This is a genomic window from Lacipirellulaceae bacterium, assembly GCA_040218535.1.
Lineage (GTDB): Bacteria > Planctomycetota > Planctomycetia > Pirellulales > Lacipirellulaceae > Adhaeretor.
Window position 1 is genome coordinate 1976409 of record JAVJRG010000005.1, and the last position, 23982, is coordinate 2000390.

Annotated in this window: 20 protein-coding genes; 9 read left to right on the top strand and 11 right to left on the bottom strand. The window is 54.2% G+C overall.

The window, feature by feature from the left end:
• Positions 1 to 77 precede the first annotated feature (77 nt).
• Positions 78 to 260 (top strand): hypothetical protein, encoded by a 183-nt coding sequence (locus RIB44_08080; protein MEQ8616536.1) that lies wholly within the window; start codon positions 78 to 80, stop codon positions 258 to 260.
• On the opposite strand, the gene RIB44_08085 is transcribed toward RIB44_08080, so the two are convergent.
• The 6 genes from RIB44_08085 to RIB44_08110 all read right to left on the bottom strand — a co-directional run bounded on the left by RIB44_08085 (position 226) and on the right by RIB44_08110 (position 10964).
• On the bottom strand, positions 226 to 1884 hold the full coding sequence (locus tag RIB44_08085) for an AarF/ABC1/UbiB kinase family protein (GenBank protein MEQ8616537.1): 1659 nt from the start codon (positions 1882 to 1884) through the stop codon (positions 226 to 228). The genes RIB44_08080 and RIB44_08085 overlap by 35 nt on opposite strands.
• A 206-nt stretch (positions 1885 to 2090) precedes the next feature.
• On the bottom strand, positions 2091 to 2585 hold the full coding sequence (locus RIB44_08090; GenBank protein MEQ8616538.1) for a HEAT repeat domain-containing protein: 495 nt from the start codon (positions 2583 to 2585) through the stop codon (positions 2091 to 2093).
• Positions 2586 to 2756: 171 nt separating this feature from the next.
• The gene (locus RIB44_08095) at positions 2757 to 4280 is read right to left on the bottom strand and encodes an arylsulfatase (GenBank protein ID MEQ8616539.1); all 1524 of its coding nucleotides are present in this window, start codon (positions 4278 to 4280) and stop codon (positions 2757 to 2759) included.
• A 5-nt stretch (positions 4281 to 4285) separates the two neighbouring features.
• On the bottom strand, positions 4286 to 5722 hold the full coding sequence (locus RIB44_08100) for a sulfatase-like hydrolase/transferase (protein ID MEQ8616540.1): 1437 nt from the start codon (positions 5720 to 5722) through the stop codon (positions 4286 to 4288).
• A gap of 65 nt (positions 5723 to 5787) precedes the next feature.
• Complete coding sequence (locus RIB44_08105; protein MEQ8616541.1) at positions 5788 to 7446, bottom strand: sulfatase-like hydrolase/transferase; 1659 nt, start codon at positions 7444 to 7446, stop codon at positions 5788 to 5790.
• Positions 7443 to 10964: a glycoside hydrolase family 2 TIM barrel-domain containing protein gene (locus RIB44_08110; GenBank protein MEQ8616542.1), complete on the bottom strand. Its 3522-nt coding sequence runs from the start codon at positions 10962 to 10964 to the stop codon at positions 7443 to 7445. The genes RIB44_08105 and RIB44_08110 overlap by 4 nt, the downstream gene beginning before the upstream one ends.
• A gap of 290 nt (positions 10965 to 11254) precedes the next feature.
• Between RIB44_08110 and RIB44_08115 the strand changes: the two genes are divergently transcribed.
• Genes RIB44_08115 through RIB44_08125 form a run of 3 tightly spaced genes read left to right on the top strand, consistent with a single transcriptional unit; the run spans position 11255 to position 16737 of the window.
• Complete coding sequence (locus tag RIB44_08115) at positions 11255 to 13636, top strand: beta-agarase (GenBank protein ID MEQ8616543.1); 2382 nt, start codon at positions 11255 to 11257, stop codon at positions 13634 to 13636.
• Between the two features lie 32 nt (positions 13637 to 13668).
• Positions 13669 to 15492 carry a sulfatase-like hydrolase/transferase gene (locus RIB44_08120; protein ID MEQ8616544.1) on the top strand — a complete coding sequence of 608 codons (1824 nt, stop codon included), beginning with the start codon at positions 13669 to 13671 and terminating at the stop codon, positions 15490 to 15492.
• Between the two features lie 9 nt (positions 15493 to 15501).
• Positions 15502 to 16737 carry a glycoside hydrolase gene (locus RIB44_08125; GenBank protein MEQ8616545.1) on the top strand — a complete coding sequence of 412 codons (1236 nt, stop codon included), beginning with the start codon at positions 15502 to 15504 and terminating at the stop codon, positions 16735 to 16737.
• Between the two features lie 141 nt (positions 16738 to 16878).
• Here RIB44_08125 and RIB44_08130 read toward each other — a convergent pair whose 3' ends face one another.
• Positions 16879 to 17322, bottom strand: a complete 444-nt coding sequence (locus tag RIB44_08130; protein MEQ8616546.1) for a transcriptional repressor — start codon at positions 17320 to 17322, stop codon at positions 16879 to 16881.
• 266 nt (positions 17323 to 17588) lie between these two features.
• Here RIB44_08130 and RIB44_08135 point away from each other — a divergent pair, with 266 nt between their 5' ends.
• The 3 genes from RIB44_08135 (at position 17589) to RIB44_08145 (ending at position 20535) form a co-directional block, all read left to right on the top strand.
• Positions 17589 to 18467, top strand: coding sequence for a DUF1559 domain-containing protein (locus RIB44_08135; protein ID MEQ8616547.1), 879 nt, complete (start codon positions 17589 to 17591; stop codon positions 18465 to 18467).
• Between the two features lie 42 nt (positions 18468 to 18509).
• Positions 18510 to 19439 carry a hypothetical protein gene (locus RIB44_08140; protein ID MEQ8616548.1) on the top strand — a complete coding sequence of 310 codons (930 nt, stop codon included), beginning with the start codon at positions 18510 to 18512 and terminating at the stop codon, positions 19437 to 19439.
• A gap of 214 nt (positions 19440 to 19653) precedes the next feature.
• Positions 19654 to 20535, top strand: a complete 882-nt coding sequence (locus RIB44_08145; protein ID MEQ8616549.1) for an all3515 family Zur-repressed PEP-CTERM protein — start codon at positions 19654 to 19656, stop codon at positions 20533 to 20535.
• An 81-nt stretch (positions 20536 to 20616) separates the two neighbouring features.
• Here RIB44_08145 and RIB44_08150 read toward each other — a convergent pair whose 3' ends face one another.
• The 4 genes from RIB44_08150 to RIB44_08165 form a co-directional block, all read right to left on the bottom strand.
• Positions 20617 to 21030: a hypothetical protein gene (locus RIB44_08150; GenBank protein MEQ8616550.1), complete on the bottom strand. Its 414-nt coding sequence runs from the start codon at positions 21028 to 21030 to the stop codon at positions 20617 to 20619.
• A gap of 133 nt (positions 21031 to 21163) precedes the next feature.
• The gene (locus tag RIB44_08155) at positions 21164 to 21742 is read right to left on the bottom strand and encodes a uracil-DNA glycosylase family protein (GenBank protein MEQ8616551.1); all 579 of its coding nucleotides are present in this window, start codon (positions 21740 to 21742) and stop codon (positions 21164 to 21166) included.
• A complete protein-coding gene (locus RIB44_08160) occupies positions 21739 to 21981 on the bottom strand; it encodes a hypothetical protein (protein ID MEQ8616552.1) in 243 nt (80 codons plus the stop codon). Before RIB44_08160 ends, RIB44_08155 begins: the two co-directional genes overlap by 4 nt.
• Positions 21978 to 22595, bottom strand: coding sequence for a sigma-70 family RNA polymerase sigma factor (locus tag RIB44_08165; GenBank protein ID MEQ8616553.1), 618 nt, complete (start codon positions 22593 to 22595; stop codon positions 21978 to 21980). Before RIB44_08165 ends, RIB44_08160 begins: the two co-directional genes overlap by 4 nt.
• A gap of 184 nt (positions 22596 to 22779) precedes the next feature.
• Between RIB44_08165 and RIB44_08170 the strand changes: the two genes are divergently transcribed.
• A complete protein-coding gene (locus RIB44_08170) occupies positions 22780 to 23259 on the top strand; it encodes a YHS domain-containing (seleno)protein (GenBank protein ID MEQ8616554.1) in 480 nt (159 codons plus the stop codon).
• Between the two features lie 35 nt (positions 23260 to 23294).
• Complete coding sequence (locus RIB44_08175; protein ID MEQ8616555.1) at positions 23295 to 23840, top strand: peroxidase-related enzyme; 546 nt, start codon at positions 23295 to 23297, stop codon at positions 23838 to 23840.
• The last annotated feature ends 142 nt before the right edge of the window (positions 23841 to 23982 follow it).

Consider the following 23982-nt stretch of genomic DNA (forward strand, 5'->3'; position numbering starts at 1 on the left):
CTGCCTGGATGGGTCCTCTGCTGAGCGTCGAAATAAGCCTTCGGAGACAACCCCGAAGCCCCGCATCGAGTAATTCCTTGGCCAGCAAGAAAAGCCACTCAACCTCTGCGAAGCAGAATCGCGAGCAGCAATTACGCGGTATCGCAGAGAATCACGATCGGCTGATCGAGGAACTCACTTTTCTTGAGAACCGCATTGAGCTCGCACTCGAAAACCTTGCTCAACCTACTTCCGGCGATCCAGATGGCCGCTCTTGTTGATTGCTCTCAACAATCGCATTCCCAGCCCGGCACTAAGAATCATCCCCAAGAATCCTGGGGTCGAGACGCCGCGAATCGGCCAAACATCGTTGGTCACTAATAAGACAGAGCCGATAAACAGGGCGCTGGTGAGCATGCCGAGAACCAACCGATTCACCGAAGGCTCCAGACCGCGGTGATCCAAGTGCACATCGAAACTGCCGGTCTGCACTTGTTGCAAGATATCCCTTAGCCGGCGAGGGAGCACTTCAGCAAGCTGTTCTAACTCGTAGGCGATTCGACGCGCTTTCTTCAATTGCCGCGTTGGCGAAAGACGCTTCGCCATCATCCGTTTACGATACGGCTGTAAGACTTCCATCAAGCTAAAGTTGGGCGTCAGCCGCCCGCCCGTTCCCTCAAGCATGACCAATACCTTTAGAAGCAATGACATGGTCGAGGGCAGAATAATCCCGTGGCGATTCAGCAAATCGAGCATCTCCGTCAGCGCCGCTGCCAACTCGAACCGGTCGACGGATTGATGGGCATAGTGCCCCGTGAAATCGGCTAGGTCGTGATGTAGTGCTCGCTCGTCAAGTCCAGCGGGCGTTGAACCAACCCGCGTCAGAACGGCAGCGAGCTGGGCGGGGTCTTGGTCAACGATCGCGAGCAGCATCTCGACGATATCCTCACGAAGCGACTCGTCGATGCGTCCCACTTGACCAAAATCAAGCAAGCCGATTCGATCGCCTTCCATGAGCAGCAGATTGCCCGGATGCGGATCTGCATGATAAAGACCGAAATCGAAAATCATATCGAGATAGATCTCTGCCCCAGCACGTGCAATTTCTGTCGCCTCCTCTGGAGGATAGCTGCCGCTGGCAACGCTACTTAACGGTTTGCCTTCGAGCCACTCCATGACCAGAACACGATCGCTCGAAAATTCGGGGATCGGGTTCGGCACGCACAACGTGTCGTGTTTGTCGAATCTTCGCCGGAACTCCTCCAAGTGCCTTAGCTCACGATCAAAATCCAACTCACGCCGCAGGGCACGCTGGAACTCAGCAACGGTGGCGCTGGGGCGGTAGGCACGCAGCTCGGGCAGACGTTCTGCGAGCTGGGCAAGTCCCGAGAGAATATCCAGGTCAACATGCACTCGCTGTTGGATGCCATGATGCTGGACCTTCACTGCCACCACTCGTCCATCAGCCAAGACCGCTTTATGAACCTGCCCAATTGATGCCGAAGCAATCGGCTTGATGTCGAATTGCGAGAACACCTCTTCAACTGGGCTACCAAGTTCACGGAGTATTGTCTCTTCAACCAACTCGCTCGAATCAGAAGGCACATCGATCTGCAATCGTTCAAGCTCGCCGGCCAACTCGCTTCCCACCAAATCAGGTCGCGTGCTAAGAATCTGCCCAAGTTTAATGAAAGTAGGCCCCAGGTCCTCAAGGGCAAGTCGAATCCGGGTGCAACGATCGTGGTTGGCGATCACCTGACCGGATTGATTTTTCAGCCAGGACTTGCCAAACGAGAACTCAAACTGGCTGAGCCAACCGGCAAGTCCGTACTTACTGAGCACCGAGAGAATTTCCCCCCAACGGCCAACGTTACGATAGATTTGGGGGATCGCGCGGATTCGCATGAGACGATTGCTTAAATACACGAGTGGCGAAGCTGCGATGAAACCATCGCCGTCAGCTCAATCATTCTAGTTGAGCAAGCTCACTCGTGCCATCACACGGCATGCCATCAACCATAGCGAAGAAATAACATCCATAGCACCTTCGCCCTTTGGTGAGAGGATAGGGTGAAGGGACCAGAAGTAGAAAAGTTATTTTTTCTTCATTGCTAGGCAGCCTTAAGTCGCTTCAACGCTCGTTGAACCTGCGCTGCCAGCGGACCGCCGCTGTGGGATGCGACTTTCTCCAAAGCGAATATTACTGGCTCGGAACCCTGACCGATGCGTCCCAGCGCCCAAGCGGCTCGTTCTTGGACGGTAGGAGCGTGGCGATCTTGTAGCCGTTCTAGCAACACGGGAATGGCATCCTTCGCCTCGCTGCCTGCGCGGCCCAGCATGGTAATCGCCCAGAAAGCGACATCCGAGTCCGCCGCCTGTGCCATATTCGCCAGATCCGACAAGTGCGATGTTGCGGGTGGCCCCGCTTCCTCAAGCGCTGCAACACACCAATTGCGTACACTTTCTTCGTCGTCACCACAGAACTGGACCAAAGCTGGAATCGCTGGCTGCGCTCCATCACCTAACGCGGCAATCGCTTCAGCAGCTTCTGCTTGTTGGGCGGTCTCACCAGTACGTAGCTGGTGAAGTGCACTTTCGAGGTCCATGGCCGTGAACTCCTAAACGGTAACCGAGGGATAACCAGACCTTTGTAATCTACCGTGCTTCGAATCGATCGACCAAGAGTGATTTCTCGAATGAAGATTGCCTCTGCAGAGGGGCATCGAATGTCGGGACAAGGTGACACCACCGGCTATCTGCACGAGTCGTAGGAATAATTAGCGTGACCTGGAAGGAACGGTTCTTTCACGCGATTTAAAAACACGAAGATAGTCACTCTTCAACTTCTCAACGAGCAACTGATGCTCTGCAGATTCGACAAAGTTCTCAGCAGTCCGCTCCTGAGGATTCTCTGCAAGGTTGTAGAGCGCGATCGGCTCGAATTTCGAGAGTGTGTGGTTACTCTGAAGAATGAGCTTCCAAGGCCAGCGGCGAAACATGACTTCCTTTTTCGAGCCGGCTTGCTGGATGAAATAGTCACGTTGCCTGAATGTTCCCTCACCGGTCAACAGGGGAAGCAAGTTATTGGAGTCCATCGCTTGCCCCTCAGGAATGTGCGTTCCCACCAGTGCGGCAAAGGTTGCCACCATATCAAGGTTGACCGCCAGTTCGTGCGTGACCCCTGGCTCGATGTGCCCTTTCCAAACAGCAAAGAACGGTTTTCGGTGCCCTCCTTCAAGTGGTGAGTTCTTCGTGCCGGCAAAACCGCCGCTCGAATTGTGCCTAAAGTTCGCCTTCGATTTACCTCCTGAGAGACCCCCGTTGTCCGAAGTGAAAACGATGAGGGTATCCTCGAACACTCCGTTCGACTTGAGTGCATCAATAATCCGCCGAACCTGCTGGTCGAGGTCCAACACCATGTCGAGGTGGGCTGTAGGTGTTGCCCCCTTGACTTTCTTCCCGTCGAATTCCTCAGGTGGGCAATGGGGCACGTGAACCATCGGCGAGCAATAGTAGAGAAAGAAGGGAGACTCTTGATTCGCATGCTTCGCGATAAAATCGACCGCCTTTGCGGAAATCAGCTTGCCGATCTCCCGAGTGTCCCAGGCGGTGTCTCCCATGCCGGTCCCCTTGGAGCTCAAATCCTTCGGATGGATCGCGTTGGACTCGTCGAGGAAGACGATCTCCGAGTCCTCAGACAGCGGAAACCATTGGTCATTCTCATAGACCAAATAATGGGGACCTTGAATGCCGCAAGGCAGCGTGAAGTCGTAATCGAAACCCCAAGTCCGCGGTCCGTTTCCAAGGCACTTGGTTAGATCGACCTTTTCGGACAGATCCTTGTGACGTTCCTTTCCACGGTAAATGCCACCAGTGTTGAGGTCTCGAAAGTCCCCGCCTAGGTGCCACTTGCCAATGAATCCCGTTGAGAAGTCAGCATCTCGGACGACCGTGCCAAGGGTGACTTCGCCTTTCTCAAATGCCGTTTCGCGAAACGTTCCCCACACGCCCCAGGGTGCATTCGAGCGATAGTTGTTATTGCCGCTCATCACACAGTAGCGTGTTGGCGAACAGAGGGAAGTCGCCGAATGCCCATCAGTGAACCAAAGGCTTTGACGGGCTAGCTCGTCGATCGCTGGTGTTTCGACATTGGGCTCAAGCTTCATGTGTGTCCGTACATGATGACTCACATCGCCGAGCCCCAAATCGTCCGCCATGATGAGCACGATATTCGGGAGTTTGGCCGAAGCGACACTGACCAAGAGCAAGGAAAACAACGTCGTTCGAAAGAGAACAAGCATGAGGATTACCTGAATGTAGGAACAGGCTCGGGTGTATAGTCTTCGCCGGCTGCCTTCTTGGGTATCGAATCCAGGAAGAACTGATCCCGCAACTGATGGTAGTGTTCGTAGCCCTCCATGCGGCAGTGAACGTTCGATTCATTCCATCTCTGCCATGAATCGCGAAGCTGCGAGGCTAGTTCAGGCCGCTCTGCTCCCAAGTCCTGCTGTTCGGCAATGTCCGAGGGCAAATCAAACAGTTCGGGTTTGCCGTTAGGTCGATCCTTGACGTGCTTTCTGCGACTGGAATCGAGAATCGACCAACGCACGCCCCCATCTCGCCAATAAAGAAAATCGTGCGGGGCAGAGGAGTCTTCTTTTTTCAATGCCGGCATGAGATTGACACCTTCAAACCCGTCCGGCAGCTGATCGTTTTGCGTCGCTAGCGCAACGGCAGTTGCCGCGATGTCGAGTGATATAACAGGGTTCTCAAACGTAGAACCCTTCTCGATCTGCGCAGGCCAGGAGGCGATAAACGGCACATGCACTCCCCCGTCGTAGAGATTTCCCTTGCCGCCACGGAACGGTGTATTGGACGAACCATTCCAGTTGCCTGGCCGATTCTTACTGGATTGAGGTCCGCCGTTGTCGCTCAGAAAAAAGATGAGCGTGTCATCGCGCAATCCGTTCTGCTCAAGAGCATCGACAACCTTGCCGATTCCTGCGTCCATCGTACTAACCATTGCCGCATAGATGCGTCGCTTGCGCTGCTCGATATGCGCGTACTCCTGAATGGCTTCTTTCGGAGCCTGTAGCGGTGCATGCGGGGCGTTGTAGGCGAGGAAGAGAAAGAAAGGATTGTCGCGGTTGGTCTCAACAAACTTAGCAGCATCTTCGCTGAGAGCAGTCGTCAGGTAGCCTTTGAACTCAGCCGGCTTGCCATTGCGTTCCAACGCTTGCAAATAAGCTTCTTTCACGGGCTTTCGCAGGTCAATCTTGAAGTAGTCGTGACCTCCACCAAGGAAACCATAAAAGTAGTCGAAGCCTCGATGGTTCGGATGGAACAGTGAAGCAGCCCCCAGATGCCACTTGCCGATGACTCCTGTTCGATAACCTGCTTTCTGCAGTAGCTTAGGAAACAGGGTAATCGTGGGATCGATGCCCATGTAGGGATTTGACGGATCGTAGGCGGGATTCGTCTCGAAACCGAATCGTTGCTGATATCGCCCCGACAACAATCCAGCACGGCTCGGGCCACAGTACGGATGCGTCACATAGCCATTGGTGAATGTCACTCCGGAAGCGGCGAGCGCGTCGAGATGCGGAGTCCGAATGTCCGTTGACCCAGTGAAGCCAGCATCGGCGTAGCCCATGTCGTCGGCCATGATCACGATGATGTTCGGCCTCTGGGCAGAAGCTAAGGAGCTAAGCGATAAGAAGACCAGGCAGATGGAGTATTTCATAACCAATTCTCTGTATGCGAGTATTTGATCTCGTAGTGATTCTATTTCATTGGTCAGAGCAGCAGCTACTTCTTCGAGCGACCTTCGCGAATCCCCTCAACCACGATCGAAGCGGGGGGAGCGTCGACATCACCTTTCGCGAAAGTTACCAGTCGCTGACATTCGCTACGCATTTCCTCAAGCACTTCTGCGTAGGTAACTCTGCTAGCCAGGTTGTTGCTTTCGCTCGGGTCGGAAGCAAGATGAAACAGTTCTTCGTAGACAGGCTGTTCACCACGGATTGAGCTCGTCAGCCAGTCGGCGTAGCTCTCGATTTGGCTTGGAGTCACCTGATAGAGCGTTTTCTTTGTGACGCTCGAAAACTGAGCTCGATCATTCTTGAAGTAGCGAATGTATTTCCACTGGGCGGTTCTCACGCTTTCAATCCGCGGATTGCCAAAGTACGTTGACCAGAGATTCTCAGCAAAACTGCTATCGCGAACTTTTTCGACGGCTCCTTCGACTAGCCCACGGAGACTCTTCCCTTGCATGCCGTCAGGAATATCGACTCCCGCCAAATCGAGCAGCGTCGGGGCGATGTCGACCGATTCCACTAAGGCGGTCGTCCGCAGTCCCTGCTTCGACTCGTCGACCCTCGGGTCCATAACAATCATCGGGACACGGAGGCAGGGCTCGTAATTAAGCGCCTTGCCGCCCAGACCAAACTCGCCCGCCATAATGCCATGATCGCTGCTGAAAACGATCACCGTATCCTCGGCGAGCCCCTCCTGCTGCAGTGACTCACGGATGCGACCAATCATGCGGTCGATCCCCGTAATCGTCTGTGCTTTGCGGACTAGTTGCTCGCGAAGCAAATCCGGCGTGTCGACATACTCGTAGTTGATCTGCCGATACTCGGCGAACAGTACGTCCGTCGGTAACTTTGGCTCTGTGATCTGATCCTTGGCAACGTAGGTCTTAGGGATCGAGAGCTGCCCCATTTGATCGCGATAGGCAGTGCGATAGAGCTGGGGGTCGGTGGCGAGCATTTCCATCGACCGAGTCCCAGCCCCATGCGGGAGATTCAGAGCGATTGTTAAGCAAAAGGGCTGATCGGACGGTCGCATCTTCAGAAACGACTGAGCGCCGGCAATGTAATCAACGCCAGAGTCGAGGAAGCTGTTCGCCCCTTCGCTGACGATTTCAATTTGCGTGTCGGCCTTGGCCTGTTTGAAAATCTCGTGACGCCGTTTTGGGTAGAACGTCAAGTGACCGTGACCGGCATACCAGAAGTCGAAGCTGTTGTTGATCAGGTCAGAGTCATACCCTTTCTCGCCGATCGGTACATGGTTCTTACCGACGTATCCAGTGTAGTAGCCAGACTTTCTCAACAAAACCGGATAGCTCTGCGACCAAGCCTCCGGCTTCATCGAGGTTCCGGAGTTGAAATTGATGCCGTGTTTGCGCTCATATTGTCCCAGGAAGTAACAGGCTCGGCTCGGGGTACAAATCGCGCTCGTCACCGCGGCATTGGCAAAGAGTGTGCCCTCGGCAGCGAGCCTGTCGAGATTGGGCGTCTTGATGAACTCGTTACCGGTGCATCCCAGGGTGTCATAGCGCTGATCATCCGTGAGTACGAAGATCAAATTCGGACGTTCCGCTGCCGCACCGCGCTTGTATCCGATCAACGTAAAAAGAATCGCGAAACAGGCTAGACCGATCGCTAAAAGACGTTGAACCCTCATTCGTGCACCTCCACAATCAGTGGAATCTGTACGTTGAAGGCGTGGCGGACATTCAGTTCGTCGATGCGATCAGCAGCGCAGATAAGTGCGACCGGTTTGCCATCCTCGAATACGACTTGGGGCCGTTCGAGATGATCAAGCTTTTCCGTCGTCCCATCCTCCCAAGTGATCGTTCGATCAGAGATCTCATGGAACTTCGCGGGCTGCCAATTGATTCCGTCGATTGAATCGTAGTGCACTAGCGAAAAGATTCGCTGCCCTCCGAGATGCTTCATGCGTTTCACGATTGCTCGATACTTTCCTTCTTGAAACCAGATATAGGGATCTTCCGCGGGAAAACGCTCGTCGCCGTGGGTAAACACGGGGTTGGGTGACTTCACGAATGGCCCGAGAGGATTGTCAGCGATCGCCACCATGTGGACCACGGGACCGCCGCCGGGCAGGGGGAACTTCTTACCGACCGCTTTGTAGACCATCAGAATCTCACCACTGGGACGCTGACAAACGGAAGGGTTCGAGGTCATCAGCGAATCCAACGCGGTATCGTCGTCGCTGATATCCATAACTGGCTGCTTCATCCGTACCCAAGGGCCTTCGGGTCGCTCCGCAACGGCGACTCCAATGCGTTGGTTGTTGCGGTGCTCCCAATTTAGTAATTGTTTCCCAGGCGATCCCACGACTTCACCTGCCCCGGTGTTGCCCATGTAGTAGAGATAGTACTTGTCGCCGAACTTGTGGACCGTCGGGTTATGAGTACACCAGCCATCCCAAGGCTCCTTGCCCAGCCGAGGAAGCGCAACACCATGGTGCTCGTAAGGACCAAAGGGGCTTTTCGAAGTCGCGTGAGCGATTTCCGAATCGGTGACCCAGGCCCAGCCCAGCTTCTTCGGCCAACGCGAATAAAGCATGTGAAAAAGTCCGTCCTCTCCCTGCACCACCGATCCGCCCCAATGGCTCCAGGTTTCGTTTTCGAAAACTGATGTCTTGCTGACTTGACCTAACTTGATTTCTAAATCGGGGGCCTGGCCTGCGCTTCCCTCCGGGATGACGCTCAATGTCGTACTGTCAGACTGAAGTCCCTCAGACTGAGCTTTCACGGTGATTGCACCAGCTTGCTTGCCTGCCTTGACGATCAACATGCACAGGCCGTTGAACGCATCGCGCTCGTCGGCAATGAAGGGTGCGGTGGTGGCGGCGTTTCCATTGCCGACCGCGGCGATGGTTCCAGCTCCTCCTACTGAGAAACGGACCTTATTGGAAGCCAGCGGGCAGAGATTTCCCTTCGCGTCTGCAATGCGCACGGTGACGTAGGAAAGATCGTTCTCTCCAGCGGAAAGCATGCTGCGGTCGGGGACCAGCCGAACTCTCGCTGGTGGGCCAGATGTCCTTATTTCTTTCTCGGCAACCGGCTCACCGCCGATGTAGCCGACGACTCTTAGTGAGCCGGGGGCAAAGGGAGCCTCCCACGACAGACGATACTTTGACATGAAGTGAGCTTTTTCGTACCGGAGAAACTTCACCGGGAGCTTCGTGAGATTCTTCCCTTTGACCTTCCGTCCCAGCGACTTGCCGTTGACGAACAACTCAACCTCTTCGCAATTCGTGTAGGCGAAGATCGGAATGCGCTCTTGGTCAGTTCCCTCCCAGTTCCAATGGGGAAGCACATGCACCATCGGCTTCGTGGTCCATTGGCTCTGATAGAGAAAGAAGCGATCCTTTGGGAACCCACACAGATCCACCGCGCCGAAATAAGAACTGCGCGCGGGCCAGTCCGCATTCCAGTAGCCGTTGGTACTGTTATCTCTGCCGCCGTATGGAGTGGGCTCGCCGAGGTAGTCAAAACCGGTCCAAATGTACTCACCGAGCACTTCCGGGTTTTTCTCTAGGGCATCGAATTCAACATCGGGTGGGTAAGCCCAAGGCGGGCCTATGATGTCGTAGCTGGATACCTGTAGCGACTCATGCGTCTTGTATTTCTCGATCGGCAGGTGATAGACACCTCGGCTACTCGTACATGAAGAGGTTTCTGAGCCAACGACCAAGTTGTCTGGCAAGAACTCAGCAACGGGCGCTCCGTAGGACAATGGCTTGTAGTTCATGCCTGCGATGTCGATCTTCCCGGCCATGCCTGACTTGTAGGGGCCGGGCCAATAGTTGAAGCCGCAGATGGTCGGCCGTGTTTCGTCGATCTCCTTGACATAACCGTTGAGCAGCTCAGCCAGGCGATTTCCCTCATTCGGTTTTCCTTGCTCAAGAATCTCGTTCCCGATGCTCCACATGAACACCGAAGGGTGATTCCGATCGCGCCGGACCATGTCCTTAATGTCGCGCTCCGCCCACTCGTCGAAGAACTTGTTGTAACCATTGGGCACTTTGGCAATCCGCCACACATCGAAGGCTTCGACTTGCACGAGGATTCCCAGCTCATCGCAAAGGTCAAGGAACTCATTCGACGGCGGGTTGTGGCTGGTGCGGACCGAGTTGACGCCCATCTGCTTCATGATCTGCAGCTTTCGCTCGTCCGCGCGACGATTCACAATCGCACCCAGCGGCCCGTTGTCGTGATGCAAACATACTCCTTGGATGCGGATCGGCTTTCCGTTGAGGGAAAACCCGTTGGCCTTGTCGAACTCCAGCTTGCGAATGCCAAAACGCGTTTCAGTTGCATCAACAACGGTCCCGCCGCTTTGTAATGAAGTGCGAAGCCGGTACAGACGTGGCGAGTCGAGATCCCACAGTTTGGGCTCGACGACGTTCAGTTTGGCAGTCGCTGAGGAACCATCGTCCGATATGCTGCCCGAAGTTTGTGCAACGACCTCTCCTTTCGGATCAACGACCTCGTATTCGACATGGAGATTTGCGTCCGGTTTCTCACCAGTGATCGTAGTCACAACATCGACGGCTGCTCGATCAGAACCAACCTCCGACGTAGTAACGAATGTTCCCCAGTGAGGGATGTGTACCGGATTCTTATAGTCGAGCCAGACATGGCGGTAGATTCCTGCGCCCGGGTACCAGCGTGAGGAAAGATCTTCCGGCGCGAGTTTCACCGCGACAAGATTCTCACCTCCAAAGTTCAGATGCTTGCTCACCTCGTACTGGAACTCGATGTACCCAAAGGGGCGGTTCCCAAGGAAATGCCCATTGACCCAGACGTGTGCGTTGTACATCGCTCCGTCGAAGGTGATGAACACCTTCTTCCCCTTCGCCGCGGCAGGGACTTGAAACTGCTTGCGGTACCAACCGGTCCCATGAAAAGGCAAACCGCCGCAGCGGGCGTTGTACTTCTCATCGAAAGGGCCCTCGATCGCCCAGTCGTGAGGAAGATCGAGGTCACGCCAATCGCCATCCTCGAAGGAGGAAAGCTCCGCGCCTTCAGCTTCACCTAAGTGGAACTTCCAGTTGTCATCGAAGGCCTGGCGTCCCAAGTGATCGCTATTAGCAACGCAAGTCGTTGCCGCCGTAATAAGCAGCAGTACACAAAGAAAGAAAGCCTTGAGTGAAGATCGACCGCCCATAGATACCTACAGTTTGTTTTGGGGAGGGGTTACTAGCTTGTTCAGTCCACTCATGTTTTGGAGCCGAAATTAAAGCCAACGAGCACCGAGACAACCGTGCGTGCCCCATTGAACACGACCAGGAAGCACTTCACAACCAAACTGACATTGAATTGACAAGTTTTCGCTACCTCTTCGGGCCGCTTCAACCGCTTGCTCGCACCCTGAAGGACTATTACATTCCCGATCTCGTCTACGCTAGAATAGCGACTCTTTTCTTTCGCGACTTCCTCGAATGAACAACAATCGGCATGGCACCATCTTTTCGTTTCCTCCGACAACTTCAGCTTCCCCTGCTCACTGGCCTTGTGCTTTTCTCGCCAGCAGTATTCGCTCAGTCGCCGTTGAGTCCCGAGGGAGAGGAGCAACTAGCAACTCACAACTTTCTCTTTGATAGTTTCTCCGAAGGACGCAAGACCGTCTATCAAGGCCAGGGGGCAGACCGCGGCCTGAAAGAACTTACTCTGCTTGAAGAGACGCGACAGATTCGCGATGGTTACGAGCTCCTTGTCCCCGAAGGCGCAGAACGAATCGCCGGACTTTTCCGTCACTTTGGTTTCCATGGCAAGAATCTGGATCGCATCAAGGAGGTGCACGTCTTTCCCTTTTCTCCTGACAAGGCGCCGCCTCGCAGTGTGCAAAAGAAAGACTTTTACCGCGTTCAAATGCCCTCGATCCCGCTGTCTGACGAACCCTTCGGACAGATGAAGATCAAGTTTCTCATGAAGCATAAGGATGCCGTCTGCCAGATTGACGACCTCATTTTCTACGCTCAGAAGGCGATCCCACCTGAGTTCGACACCATTCCTTACCGCGACCTTGGATCGGAGCACCCTCGCGAAGCGGTGGAAATTCTGATCGACACCGACAACGAACTGTGGATCGGCGGGTCGACGGACTTGCAGCGAGACCGTTGGTTCCGCATGCATGAGACGCCCGGCGTCGTGCATCAATCTTTTGAGAAGTGGGCCGCTGAGCGGAACTTTCTTCCCGGACGAGGTGCCTTCAAATTCAATCCGGCAATCACCCGCCGCTGGGGTAAATGGGAACCGCTCAAGGAACGCGACGACAAGCCAGGATCAGCTGACTTGACGTTTTTCGATCAGTACGATGCAGGGGTCAGGCACCGCAAAACGATTCCTTTATTCAAGAGCAAACCCTTCGCCCTCTGCTTCAATGATTGGCCAGAGTTCATGTCTGTGCCACTGGTCGGCCGCGGCACACCTCAAATTAGTCGCTTCGCGGAAGCAGCGGAGCTGGCGGCCGCCTATGTCGAAGATCAAATCGAAGATGGTGGTTTCACAGCCCATTGGTGGGAGGTAAAGAACGAGAGCTCGGTACAGTCGGAATGGGCCCACCATTGGAAGGAAAAGCAGGGAATCGACGGCTGGGGGCTGCTGGCCGATTTCCATAATCAGGTTGCTGATGCGGTCCATGAACGCGCACCTGAGGTGAAAGTCGGCGGCCCTTCCTCCGCTTACATGCAGGTCCAGGTGAAGGACTTTACGATCTATCACAATCAGGCCCGGTTTATCGAAGAAACACGCGGACACCTCGATTTCTTCTCGCACCATTTTTATGAGAACGCCCTCATGCTCGGCGCTCACGAACGACGTGGCATGGGCTACTCGAACTACCTACTAGGGCGATACGAAGCGATTCTCGACATGCTCCGCGCGCACATGCACAAGGTCGACAACGTGCTGCCCATCCTGATTACCGAATGCGGCTCGCTCCAGAACGGACGCAACCCTTCGGACAATTGGTTACGGCTCCTCGCATGGAACGCCTATCTGACGAAGTCGATGCAGCGACCCGATCAAATTGATCTATTCGTCCCCTTCGTCTTCCTCCACATGTCATGGAATCCCATGAGCGGCGATGCCGCCTTCACTCCAAAAACGGATCGCGAACGCCACTACAAAATCGAGGACTTCGAACCGACTACGATCGCCAATTATTTCGAACTCTGGCGCGACTTCGACGGTCGACGACTCCCTGTGAGCTTTAACCGTCAATGGTTAGATGTCATCGCCGTCCATCAAGATAATCGCATTTCGCTAGCGATCACGAATATGGGCGGACGGCAGCTCTCGGTCGATCTTTCCAAGGTCGCCAAAAAGCTTGGTGTCAAACAAGCGGTACAAACCCGACTAAACTATCACCGCGGAGAAGTCGTTTTTGAACCCGAACACAGCATTAAGGTCGATAGCATCCCTGTCGATGTGAACGAAACCACGATTGTTCGGCTGATTCTACCTCAACCGCTTCGCCCCAGAGGAAAGTTGAGGAGGGAACGCTGCTACGCACATGCAACGGCGGTCAAATCGAACGGCGAACCAATTCTTTTCGAGGTGCAAGTCGATCAGCCAGAGGCTGTTAGCTCCGCCCAGCTTATCGTCGGCATCCACCGTCGTGGCGGGGTCACCAAACCGCTGCAGGTCGAGTTCAATGGTGAGCCAATCGCTATCGATAAGGGAGACGCCCACGAGTTTACCGAATACTTCGCACCACTCAGCACGCAACTCCCGCTCTCGAAGCTACAGGCCAGCAACTCCGTGAAGATATCCTCGGAGAGCGGTGCGACAATCACTTCAGTTCAAATTGTTACTGATAGTACAATGCCGAACTAACTTGCAGCCCCCAATCTAAGCGAACGAAACTTATGAGACCAATTCTATTTGCGGCTCTATGTTTGGCGACCACGCTCGTCCGTGCGGAAGTGCAGCCGAACATCTTATGGATTCTCACGGACGATCAGCGTTACGACTCGATCAGTGCTTTCAATCGTATGCTGCACGACCGCGATTCGAGTGAACTGGGTTATGTCGATTCCCCAAGCATCGATAAGCTCGCAAAGATGGGCACTACCTTTATCAACACGTTCTGCCAAGCGCAAGGCTGCGCACCGTCTCGCGCAACGATGCACATGGGCAGGTATCCGTTTCGATCAGGGGTGTATGAATTCGAGTACTTCAATAACAACGCAGAACATTGTCGGCCGATGCTTCCAGAGCAGATGGCCAAGCTGGGGTATCAAACATGCCATGTAGGCAAACTGGGAGTCCGGATCAAGACAGTCAAGAATGGCCGCGTGCGCCCTCACCAGATCTATCAAACCGACGTAAAGTTCAAGCAGATGCACAAGGATGGTCTCACCGGTTGGGGTAAAGATTGGTTCTATGAACTCGACGGAGTGAAGCTTATCCCTCCCATCAAGCAGCTTCGCTACTTCGTAACGCCCGAAGGAGAGTTCGAGTACGCGTCGCTAGAGCTCGAAAAACGAATGCCCAAGTACGCCGGATCAGCGGCTGCAACCATGAAGAAATACGACCTGTTGCGTCACTACAACAGGAAAAAGCCCAAGAGCCCTGACGAAGGGATGATCCTGGCTGGGGTTAGTTCCCAACCCGCTGGAAAAACCCGAGACGGGTGGTACACCACCGTGCTTGGTCAGTTCCTGGAGAACGAGAACCAGAGTTTCGCTGTCGGATCTCAAACCGTTCAGGGCGTTGATCCCGCCAGGCCGCTCTTCTGTCACCTTGGGTTCGACTTCCCACACACGCCTGTTCTGCCCCCGGCGGATTATCGTGCCCGCTTTCAACAGCATACCTATAAAGTTCCAACTTTCGACGAGAGCGAACTCGAGTCGATGCCCGAGCAGCTACAGAAGCAAGTGACTCACGGCTTTTCCAACCATTTCTCGGACGAGCAGAAACAAGCGATGATTCAGGACTACTTCGCTTTCTGTGCCTACGGTGATTCGCTAGTTGGCCAAGCAAGCGAGGCATTCATCGCGTACAGCCAATCACACCAGCAACCGTGGATGATCGTCTACGTTTGCGGCGACCATGGCTGGAAGCTCAATGATCACGGCTCGGTCAGCAAGTTCACTCCTTGGAAAATCGACTGCCACAATCCGATCATCGTGATTTCTTCCGACAAGGAAACCTTCCCCGCTGGCAAGGTCGTAAAGGACTTCACCGAGTTCGTTGATATTGCCCCCACCTGTCTGGCAGCGGGCGGCGCGAATTTGCAGGATCAAAAATTTGACTATCTGGATGGCTATGATCTTGCGAATGTCATTTCGGGAGAGATCCCAGCTCGCGATTACGTTCTCGGAGAGAGTCACGCCGTCACGGGGCCGCGAGCCTTCATTCGCACGGAGGACTTCGTCTTCTCCATGCAGACCCGCCCACACCGAAATCGAGGAAAACAACTTGATTGGGCCCGTAGTGCATCTTGGGAGGACCTTGACCCGGCACTCTACCACATGCCGACCGACCCCCATGAAACTCAAAACCTGGCACATGATAAGAAGTACAGTGAAGTAGCCGAAAAGATGCAGAAGAAATTGCTCAACATCGTCCTCGGTGACAATCGCGTCGAGGTGGACTGGGGACCGAAGGCAGACGGCACAGAGATCTATCGCAGTAATTTCGCCCCCGGCGCGGATGACAAGAAGTTAAATCTCACAGCGAAACAGTAGAACCACATCATGCGAAAGCTCCTCTTCTCCACGACAATAGCCGTTCTGGCAGTCTCTTCAAACCTACCTGCGCAAGAGCAGGGACCGTTTCCCTACAAGCTTCCGAAGACGAAACCTGATCGCCAGATGAGTCTGGCAATGGAGCGAATCTATACGGACTATCCGGCTCCAGAACCTGAAGACAACGAACTCTTCAGTCAGTTCAAGTACACCGAGCTCAAAGGGTTTGACTACAACGGAGGAGACGGCACGATCTCGCGCCGTGACCCTTCGAAGATCTTATTTGCTAATGACAAGTACTACGTCTGGTACACGTGCCGCCGGACAGCACCGCCGCCGCGTGGTGCCGCCAACTCCACCGATGTCATTCCGTCGGCAGACTGGGACTTGGCGGAAATCTGGTATGCGACCTCAAATGACGGATTCACTTGGGAAGAGCAGGGCGTCGCCATCAAGCGTCCCGCCAAGCCGTTGGTCGGCTGGCGTTCCGTCACGACCACAGACATCCTGCATTGGAAAGGGAAGTACTATCTCTACTATCAAGGTTTCCTGGAAGCGAGCGGCACCCGCGGCGACGACTGCCCCGTGGCACTGTCCTACGCGGATTCCCCAGACGGACCTTGGACTCCTTACAACCAGATCGTAATTCCTAACGGTCCCGAGGGGGCGTGGGATCAGTATTCGATTCACGATCCGTATCCCTTAGTACGCGACGGTAAAATCTACCTTTACTACAAGTCCGACTTCGGCAGGAATCCAAACCCGGTGCGCATGCAAGGCTTGGCAATCGCGGACAATCCGCTGGGCCCGTTCGAGAAACATCCTTTGAATCCGGTCATCACGTCCGGTCACGAGACTTCACTTTTCCCCTTCAAAGGTGGGATCGCCGCCTTGGTCTATAAAGACGGCCCAGAGCATAACACCATCCAGTATTCCGAAGATGGCGTGAACTTTTCGATCGCTTCGATCACTGAACTGATGCCCTACGCGGCGGCGCCCTTCGTACCCGATGCTTTCACCAACACCAAGAACGGGCGAGGTATCACGTGGGGCCTAGCCCACTTCATCAACCAGGGCGGCAAGGACCAATATCACTCGATCTTGGTCCGGTTTGATTGCGACCTGAGCCTCGACCTAGACGATCCTGAAATGAAAAAGCATCGTGTCAATCATCGGCCCGATGTCTACTACCGGCAGGGGCTGAACAAGAAGCAGCTCAAACGGATCAAGGCGACTAGGCCCTAAGGCAATTTTCCTTTGTTAGATTCGCAATTTATTCTTTGCTCGCAGCGCCATTCCATTTTCCGGCAAGCTCAAAGGCGATCACCAGATCGCACAATACTCGCTAGCTGAGAGTGTCGTGGCGACCAAGACTAGGCATGCTGCTCAACTCTTCTGGCACTGCCCACAGTGGCCGCGAATCATGATTTCGGTAATTGTACCGAGCTTCTCACGCCTCGGCCCTCTTGAGGGATTGATTTGAACCGTGAAGTCATTCATGCAAGAGAGCTGCCCGCAATCGACACACATGAAATGCGGATGCGTGAACTCTGCCTTGTTGCTCGTTTCGCGCAATTCGAACCGCCGTGTCTGATCACCCAGGTCGAGTCGCGTGACAAGCTGAGCGTCGGCTAGCTCATTCAGGCAACGAAACAGTGTCGATTGGTCGAAGCCGAAGTCGGCAAAAGCTTCGACGACTTCCGCGTGGCTCATCGGGGCTCCCGTTGAAGCCAACAATTTCAGCACGGCCACCCGGGCTGCCGTCGCCCGGAGCGATGCATCGCGCAGGGCCTGCTTTGCCCACGCTGCATCAGATTCAGTTCTTTTCACGGTCTAATTTCCTCCCAAGTAGTCCAGAGGGAATTCTGGCATTATTGCAATTGCATTGCAAGTACACAGATCGGTTTTATTTCGCAATTAAGAGACCAAGGCCCACTTGCAACCAAATTGCAATCCACCTACAAATGCAAGTCGTTTGCATGTTACTCCATCGCGCATAAACAGCACTGGGTCGACAGCCTAACGCTAGTAATCCAATGTCGACAAAACCTGAAATCCAAACTATCAGATCGCCTAAGCGGGTCGCGCCATCACGGATCCGATGGTCCGAAAGCGAATTACCCAGGGCAGCTAACGGCAGGAAAGGTTTCACGCTGATTGAGCTGCTAGTGGTCTTCGCGATCATCGGAGCGCTGATAGCAATTCTGCTTCCAGCCGTGCAAGCAGCCCGAGCTGCGAGCCGTCGGACGAAGTGCGCGAACAATCTGCGACAAATTGGGCTAGCAGTCCTGCAATTCGTGGATGTCCATCGCGGGCATTGGCCGCACTTGGCGGGCCACGTCCACGACTTGCCCGCGGGCGTGAATCCCCAGGATGTTTCCTGGATCGAGACGCTCGCGCCTTACCTTGAAAATGTTGATGCGATCCGGGTCTGTCCGGAACACCTCGAACTGGTTGAGGGGACCTATCGCATCCGACGGCAGGCAACCGATGCGACCGGAGCGGCAATCGATGATGGCGACAAGCGGGTTGTCGCGCCCTCTAGCTATGCGATGAACGGCTACCTCCGCGAACCCGGCCCAAGCCCGCAAGGTGCGCCGCCCCCCGTGCTGGCCGCCTGGGAGAAAAGAAATGCCGGGCTCGTCGACAACTTCAACAAGCTTCAGTCCACTTCCCAAACCATCGTCGCTATTGAGGCCACAACGTGGGCGATTCTCAATAACTACGACCACGCCCACACCTACGAGTGGTTCAGCGAGGTGAATCTGGCCCGCAACTCTCCTGCAGAACGAGCCGTCTGGCGACGGGTCGCCGGAGAGCCGGATGGCAGCTTTCCAGGAGAACTAGCTGTCAACCGGCATCAAGGTTCGGTAGCCAACTACCTGTATGCCGACGGTAGCGTGCGTGGCATCGCGGCAGAGCAAATCGCCGAGTGGTGCGACGCAGGATTCAACTTTGTCATTCCCCCCCAATAGCTCTGTCTCAGCAGAGTCCTTCCCTATCGATTGTGTCCCAACATGATTCAGCCGAAACAATTACTGCTTTGTTCTCTGATGTTGCTGTCGACTTCATCTGCCGTCGCTCAACACATCGATATCCTTGTGTTTGATGCCAACGGAAAAGCGGCTGTTGGAGAGTACGACTTCATCTCGCAGAGCGCTAGTGAACGACTTGTGCATCTCGCCCGCTTCGATAGCGACTATACCGTCAACAACCCGGGATTCATTTCCGTCCTTGGACTCGACCCACTGCCTGGCAACCAGCAACTCCGCTGGGAGTTCTTGCCTCTCACGATCGACTCAGGCCCACATGCCGGCCATCGCTCAACCTTGCTGTATTGGGATGGCAACAGTGCTTCGCCCGAGTTTGGCCCCACGGCCACGAACGACTATGAATTCTCCCTCTTCGGGATCCACGGCTCCGCCACCGCGCATGGCACTTCCGATGTCGAGGAAGGCAGCATCATCGCCCCCACGCCTCCCAATGGGACGATTCACGAACATCTCGATTTCTTTCTCGACGACAACGGCGACGGACTGAACACCAGCTTGCCCGCAGCGGGCATCTACGTGCTGGGAATGCGATTGAAGATCGCCGGGCTGGAAGATTCAGACCCGTTCTACATGGTTTGGGCGACGCCCGAAGTCTCCATACTGCCCGACATTCAGCCCGCCGCAGCGTGGGTCACCGCGCGTGTTGATTCGCTGTTCGTTGACGCCATCCCGGGGGATTTCAACGGGGACAACTCTGTGGATGGCAATGACTTCCTGGCCTGGCAGCGAGATCACGTTGCGTTGGGCGGCGACAACGCACTGATGCAGTGGCAGACGAACTACGGCGAGGGATCGGCGGCAACCGTCAGTGCGCTGGCGGTTCCAGAGCCAGAGGCCTTTTTGTTGTTTACAGCGGGTCTTAGCGTGCTTGCGCTACTCCCGAGAAGGAAGTGATTATCGCCATCGTTCAACGAACTTTATTCCGAGAGGAGGTGACCGCAGCCACTCACTTAGATGACCTTTCGAAGTAGGGACATTCGCACCAATCAATACGTTGAATGTTCCATTGAAGCCAACCACGTTAGCAAGCGGTTTCTGTCGGTTCGTGAACCGGAACGCCGCGTGCTGTGAACATCCCTTTATCTCTCCAAGAAAGTAATACGTTCTCATGACTCAGACGAAGACTATCCTTGCCATCCTCGCTTGCACCGCTTTAGGCATGGCAGCCACAAGGGCAGATGCGGTAAGCACCAGCGATCTTTCGCACTACTACATTGGCATCGACAACAACGAATTCGTGGGCTTCGGCCCGTACACAGGTCAGGTTAACCCGAACCATAACCGCGTGACGCTTCTGTTTAACCATTTGAGTTTGACCACGGTAGAGAACAGCCATTACCACCCAATTGGCAACTATAGTTTGTCGGGTGACATTGGTAGTACGACGGTCGTACCTACCAATGGGAACAATCGTTTGCCGGAAACCTACACGGGGCTGAGCCTAGAACTTGCCGCGGCACCTTCGGGCTCGCCTTACGACGGTATGCTCATTAGCGGCATGGGGGCCGGGTCAGCCGACGCCGAGTACGGGAATCTGGAGATTCGCGAGAACACAACGATTCCCGATACGGATGGCTACGGCCCGACCGGTCAGGCCGGCACCACGACCCTAGGTAACGCGGCGTACTACATGTACACCCGCGAGAGCCAGAACTTCACGCTGGCGCTCGATAACCTTGATCTGGAAATCGAACTCGTTGGTATCACGCCAGGCCTCGCCGTCGGCGACTCTGCCGGCAACGTGTTGATGGACGAAGTCGGTGACACCGCACCGATCTTCGACAACGCTGGCAACTTTACACCGACGTTCTATACAGCTGCCGATGCCCCGCCAGGCGTTTACTCTGCATCGTTCCAGCTTAACGACAATAGCGGCACGTACATGTCGGGCGGCACGTTCCACTTCGACTTCTCCGTTATCCCCGAGCCGTCTTCGCTCGTGCTCTCAGCGTTCGCGACGATTCCGGTTTGTGGAATTCGCCGAAGATAACGCGATCTCAAGAAAGCTTGTGGAGGCTCGACAACTTGGAAACGTGTTGCCGAGCCTTCTTTTCATATTACGTAGCGCCACTTACGCTGCGACCAGCTGAGAGGTTTCATCAGCCGCCTCTGAAGTTGCCGGCTTATGCAACGAAACCACGAGTAGCACAGCCCCTGCGTTTGCCCAGTAGTACCAAGCATCAATACCTGAAAAACGAAAAACAAAAGGCGCAACCCAAAAGGTAATACCAACTGCGAAGTCCACGGCAAGATGCAACTTGTATGGCAAGACGCGAAACACTCCCAAATGATGATTCGTTAGCAACGTAAGAACAAGCGCAGCGATTCCTGTACCTATTGCAAGCCACCTCGCCATTGGATGAGAACTTCCTAAACCGAGCAAAAGTGGAGCCGTCATCAAACTAAAAGCAACCGGATAGTCCAAGAAAGCGTGAATACGTTTCGTTACAAATCGCACATTCATCTCGATATCTCCTTGAATCATTTAGTTTCGCCTGGAGTTAAGGAGCCAGGGAAGTTCCCTGCTCTCAGGAGATGAGGTGCTGAAGAGTACGAGAATCTTACTTCAAGCAAGCGGCAATTGCGCAATACAAGAGGTTCAATGCGCGAGTAGGTGCTTATGTCAGGTTCTTAATTCGACGCCTGAGATACGGCAATACTTCGCTCGCAAACCAAGGGTTATTCTTAAGCCACCGATTGTTTCTCGGGCTCGGATGCGGGAGGGGGATCGCTGCAGGTCTAAACTCCCTCCAAGCCTGCAGGGTCTTCGTCAGTGTTGCCTTGTTTCGCTTTCCTAACCGATACGCTTGCGCGTAACGACCAATGACCAAGGTCAGTTTCACAGCTTCTAGTTGCCCAAGTAATCGCTCATGCCAGAGTGCAGAGCACTCTTTTCGAGGAGGCAGGTCACCAGACTGACCAGTACCCGGATAACAGAACCCCATCGGCACGAGAGCCACCTTACGAGGATCGTAGAAATCGTCACTCGTGATGCCCATCCAGTCGCGGAGTCGGTCGCCACTAGGATCGTTCCAAGGAACCCCCGACTCATGCACGCGTGCCCCAGGTGCCTGCCCGATAATCAAGATGCGTGAAGCCTTATGCGCTGCAAGAATTGGGCGTGGTCCTCGCGGCAACTCTGCTTCACACTCACGGCAATCGCGGATTTCACTTAGCAAAGAATCCACGGTACTCATGGGTTCGCCATCTCCTCGCCGAGGGCTGCTTTTAAGGTTTCGAACTCTTCCCGACATTCACCGCAGCTTTCGAGGTGTTCGTCGATACGCTGTAATCCTGCAGGGATTGATTTCCCTGAAAGAGTTGTCTCAGCGAACTCAGCCATGTGCTGCATGCACTGACCGCAATCAGCCTCATCATCCTTGGTGTTGGAGAGCATGCTGAGCAAAGCTTGAACTTGTTCGTCAGTGATCTTCATCGTGATGTCCTTTGGTTGGGGGCCAAGTCCTCGCGAGAGTACCCGGCTTCAAGCATACCCTTCTTCAAACGCTTTCGTGCATCATGAACCAGTTTGTAGATCGCATTTCGATTGCTCCCGGTGCGACGTCCAATTTCTTCCTGCGGCATGCCCTGAAGTTCAGCCTGCAGTGCAATTCGTTGCTTATCCGTGAGTTGCTCGCGAATAATTTGTTGCATCTTCTCGATCATTTGGGCACGCTGCATCTCTCCTTCAGCACTACTCCCAGAACTGCTCTGCCGAATGGCCGTCGGCTGGCTTTCTTGGAGCTGATCAAGCGACACGTCTTTCCAGCGCCGTCTTCGCATCTCGGTCATTGCGATGCGAATCGTGATCGTCGTTGCCCAAGTCGTGAACTGGCTACGGCCCTGGAAGTCGTTCAATGAGTCAAGGACTGCTAGGAGTCCGTCTTGAACCGCATCCTCAATAAAGGCCTCATCAACTTTCGCATTCGAGTAGAAGGCTCGCTCGAGTCGCCTCCGCAAGAGCTCACGAAGTTCAGTGAGAGCACTCTCCTGCTCCTCTCCAGAATTCGAGAGTTTTGTTACCCACTCTTGGCCCAAAGCTTGCGTCATATCTTATCATCGCTGCGATTTCGTCAGGACAAGTCCAGCACCCGACCTATGGTGTTCTAGCACACGGAGATCTTACCTTTAGAAGAATAATAATGCGATTTTTAGTTGGCAGGTAAGATTCGCTCCGATTCGACCACCTCAAGGGGTATTGAAATCCCTTCCACCTCAGAATGGAGAATCCGAAATGAAGACCACTCAACAAACAGCGATGTTGGCTCTTTCCCTCTTGCTGGGTTTAGCGGCGAATTCAGCAAAGGCAGAATCGCGTGCGTACCTGAACAACAACAATATTCCGAGTAGCGGCTTGGCGCTCGAAGGCTACTGTCCCGTGGCTTACTTCGCAGTAAATAATCCAGTCATGGGAAAGAAGGAATACTCGGTCGACCACAAGGGAGTGATCTATTACCTCGTGAACGCAGATGCCAAGGCTGAGTTCTTGAAGAATCCAGAAAAATACGTACCCGCCTATGGTGGCTGGTGTGCCTTCGGAATGGCGATTGGCGATAAGTTTCCCGTTGACCCGACCAATTTCAAGATTGTTGATGGCAAACTCCATGTGTTCCTGAGGAACAAGAAGGTTGACGCCCTAAAGCTTTGGAACAAGGGCCAGGAGAAAGAGCAGGTGAAGAAAGCTGCAGCACACTGGAAAAAAGTCAACAAATAGCTCAACTCGTTAAACCTGCTCAAAGGAGTAATCACATGCCTAGAATCAATCCTGTGAAAATTGAAACGGCCAATCAGAAAACGCAAGAAATCTTAGCCACCGTCAAGAAGAAGATGGGAAGAGTTCCAAACCTGATCTCGACCATGGCCCAGGCTCCGGCAGTTGCCAACGCCTATCTCGGATTCAGCCAAGCTCTAGCGACCGGAAATCTTCCGGCCCGCCTGCGAGAACAAATTGCTCTAGCTGTCGGTGAGGCGAACTCTTGCAATTACTGCGTCTCAGCGCATACGGCGATCGGTAAAGGAGTCGGCTTGGACGAAACCTCCGCGCTAGCGGCGAGACAAGCTTCTGCTGCCGAGGGTCGGTCACAGGCAGCTCTTGAGTTTGCTCAGAAGCTTGTTCAAGCCCGTGGCAAAGTGACGGACGCTGACTTCAATCAGCTCAAAACGGAAGGCTTCAGTGAGGGCGAGATTGGGGAAATCGTCGCAAATGTTGCGCTGAACATCTTCACTAATTACTTTAACCATGTTGCCGACACCGAGATCGACTTCCCGGTTGCTCCTGAACTGGTCAGTGCATAAGTCTTGCATTCTGTGGGGCATCGCGAGTGTAATACTCGCGATGCCTTTCTTAACTAGGATGCCGATTTCACCATTGCCAAAAAATTGGCGGTGCAATCGTAGACTTCTGCTCGTGCGAGCCTAGTTCGACTGGCACTAAAGA

What these genes read in the sequence shown, in the direction of transcription:
- RIB44_08115 (MEQ8616543.1), top strand. Translation starts at nt 11,255, where the DNA reads ATGGCACCATCTTTTCGTTTCCTCCGACAACTTCAGCTTCCCCTGCTC.
- RIB44_08175 (MEQ8616555.1), top strand. Translation starts at nt 23,295, where the DNA reads ATGCCTAGAATCAATCCTGTGAAAATTGAAACGGCCAATCAGAAAACG.
- RIB44_08145 (MEQ8616549.1), top strand. Translation starts at nt 19,654, where the DNA reads ATGACTCAGACGAAGACTATCCTTGCCATCCTCGCTTGCACCGCTTTA.
- RIB44_08165 (MEQ8616553.1), bottom strand. Translation starts at nt 22,595, where the DNA reads ATGACGCAAGCTTTGGGCCAAGAGTGGGTAACAAAACTCTCGAATTCT.
- RIB44_08095 (MEQ8616539.1), bottom strand. Translation starts at nt 4,280, where the DNA reads ATGCTTGTTCTCTTTCGAACGACGTTGTTTTCCTTGCTCTTGGTCAGT.
- RIB44_08085 (MEQ8616537.1), bottom strand. Translation starts at nt 1,884, where the DNA reads ATGCGAATCCGCGCGATCCCCCAAATCTATCGTAACGTTGGCCGTTGG.
- RIB44_08100 (MEQ8616540.1), bottom strand. Translation starts at nt 5,722, where the DNA reads ATGAAATACTCCATCTGCCTGGTCTTCTTATCGCTTAGCTCCTTAGCT.
- RIB44_08090 (MEQ8616538.1), bottom strand. Translation starts at nt 2,585, where the DNA reads ATGGACCTCGAAAGTGCACTTCACCAGCTACGTACTGGTGAGACCGCC.
- RIB44_08120 (MEQ8616544.1), top strand. Translation starts at nt 13,669, where the DNA reads ATGAGACCAATTCTATTTGCGGCTCTATGTTTGGCGACCACGCTCGTC.
- RIB44_08150 (MEQ8616550.1), bottom strand. Translation starts at nt 21,030, where the DNA reads ATGATTCAAGGAGATATCGAGATGAATGTGCGATTTGTAACGAAACGT.
- RIB44_08140 (MEQ8616548.1), top strand. Translation starts at nt 18,510, where the DNA reads ATGATTCAGCCGAAACAATTACTGCTTTGTTCTCTGATGTTGCTGTCG.
- RIB44_08170 (MEQ8616554.1), top strand. Translation starts at nt 22,780, where the DNA reads ATGAAGACCACTCAACAAACAGCGATGTTGGCTCTTTCCCTCTTGCTG.
- RIB44_08110 (MEQ8616542.1), bottom strand. Translation starts at nt 10,964, where the DNA reads ATGGGCGGTCGATCTTCACTCAAGGCTTTCTTTCTTTGTGTACTGCTG.
- RIB44_08125 (MEQ8616545.1), top strand. Translation starts at nt 15,502, where the DNA reads ATGCGAAAGCTCCTCTTCTCCACGACAATAGCCGTTCTGGCAGTCTCT.
- RIB44_08155 (MEQ8616551.1), bottom strand. Translation starts at nt 21,742, where the DNA reads ATGAGTACCGTGGATTCTTTGCTAAGTGAAATCCGCGATTGCCGTGAG.
- RIB44_08160 (MEQ8616552.1), bottom strand. Translation starts at nt 21,981, where the DNA reads ATGAAGATCACTGACGAACAAGTTCAAGCTTTGCTCAGCATGCTCTCC.
- RIB44_08105 (MEQ8616541.1), bottom strand. Translation starts at nt 7,446, where the DNA reads ATGAGGGTTCAACGTCTTTTAGCGATCGGTCTAGCCTGTTTCGCGATT.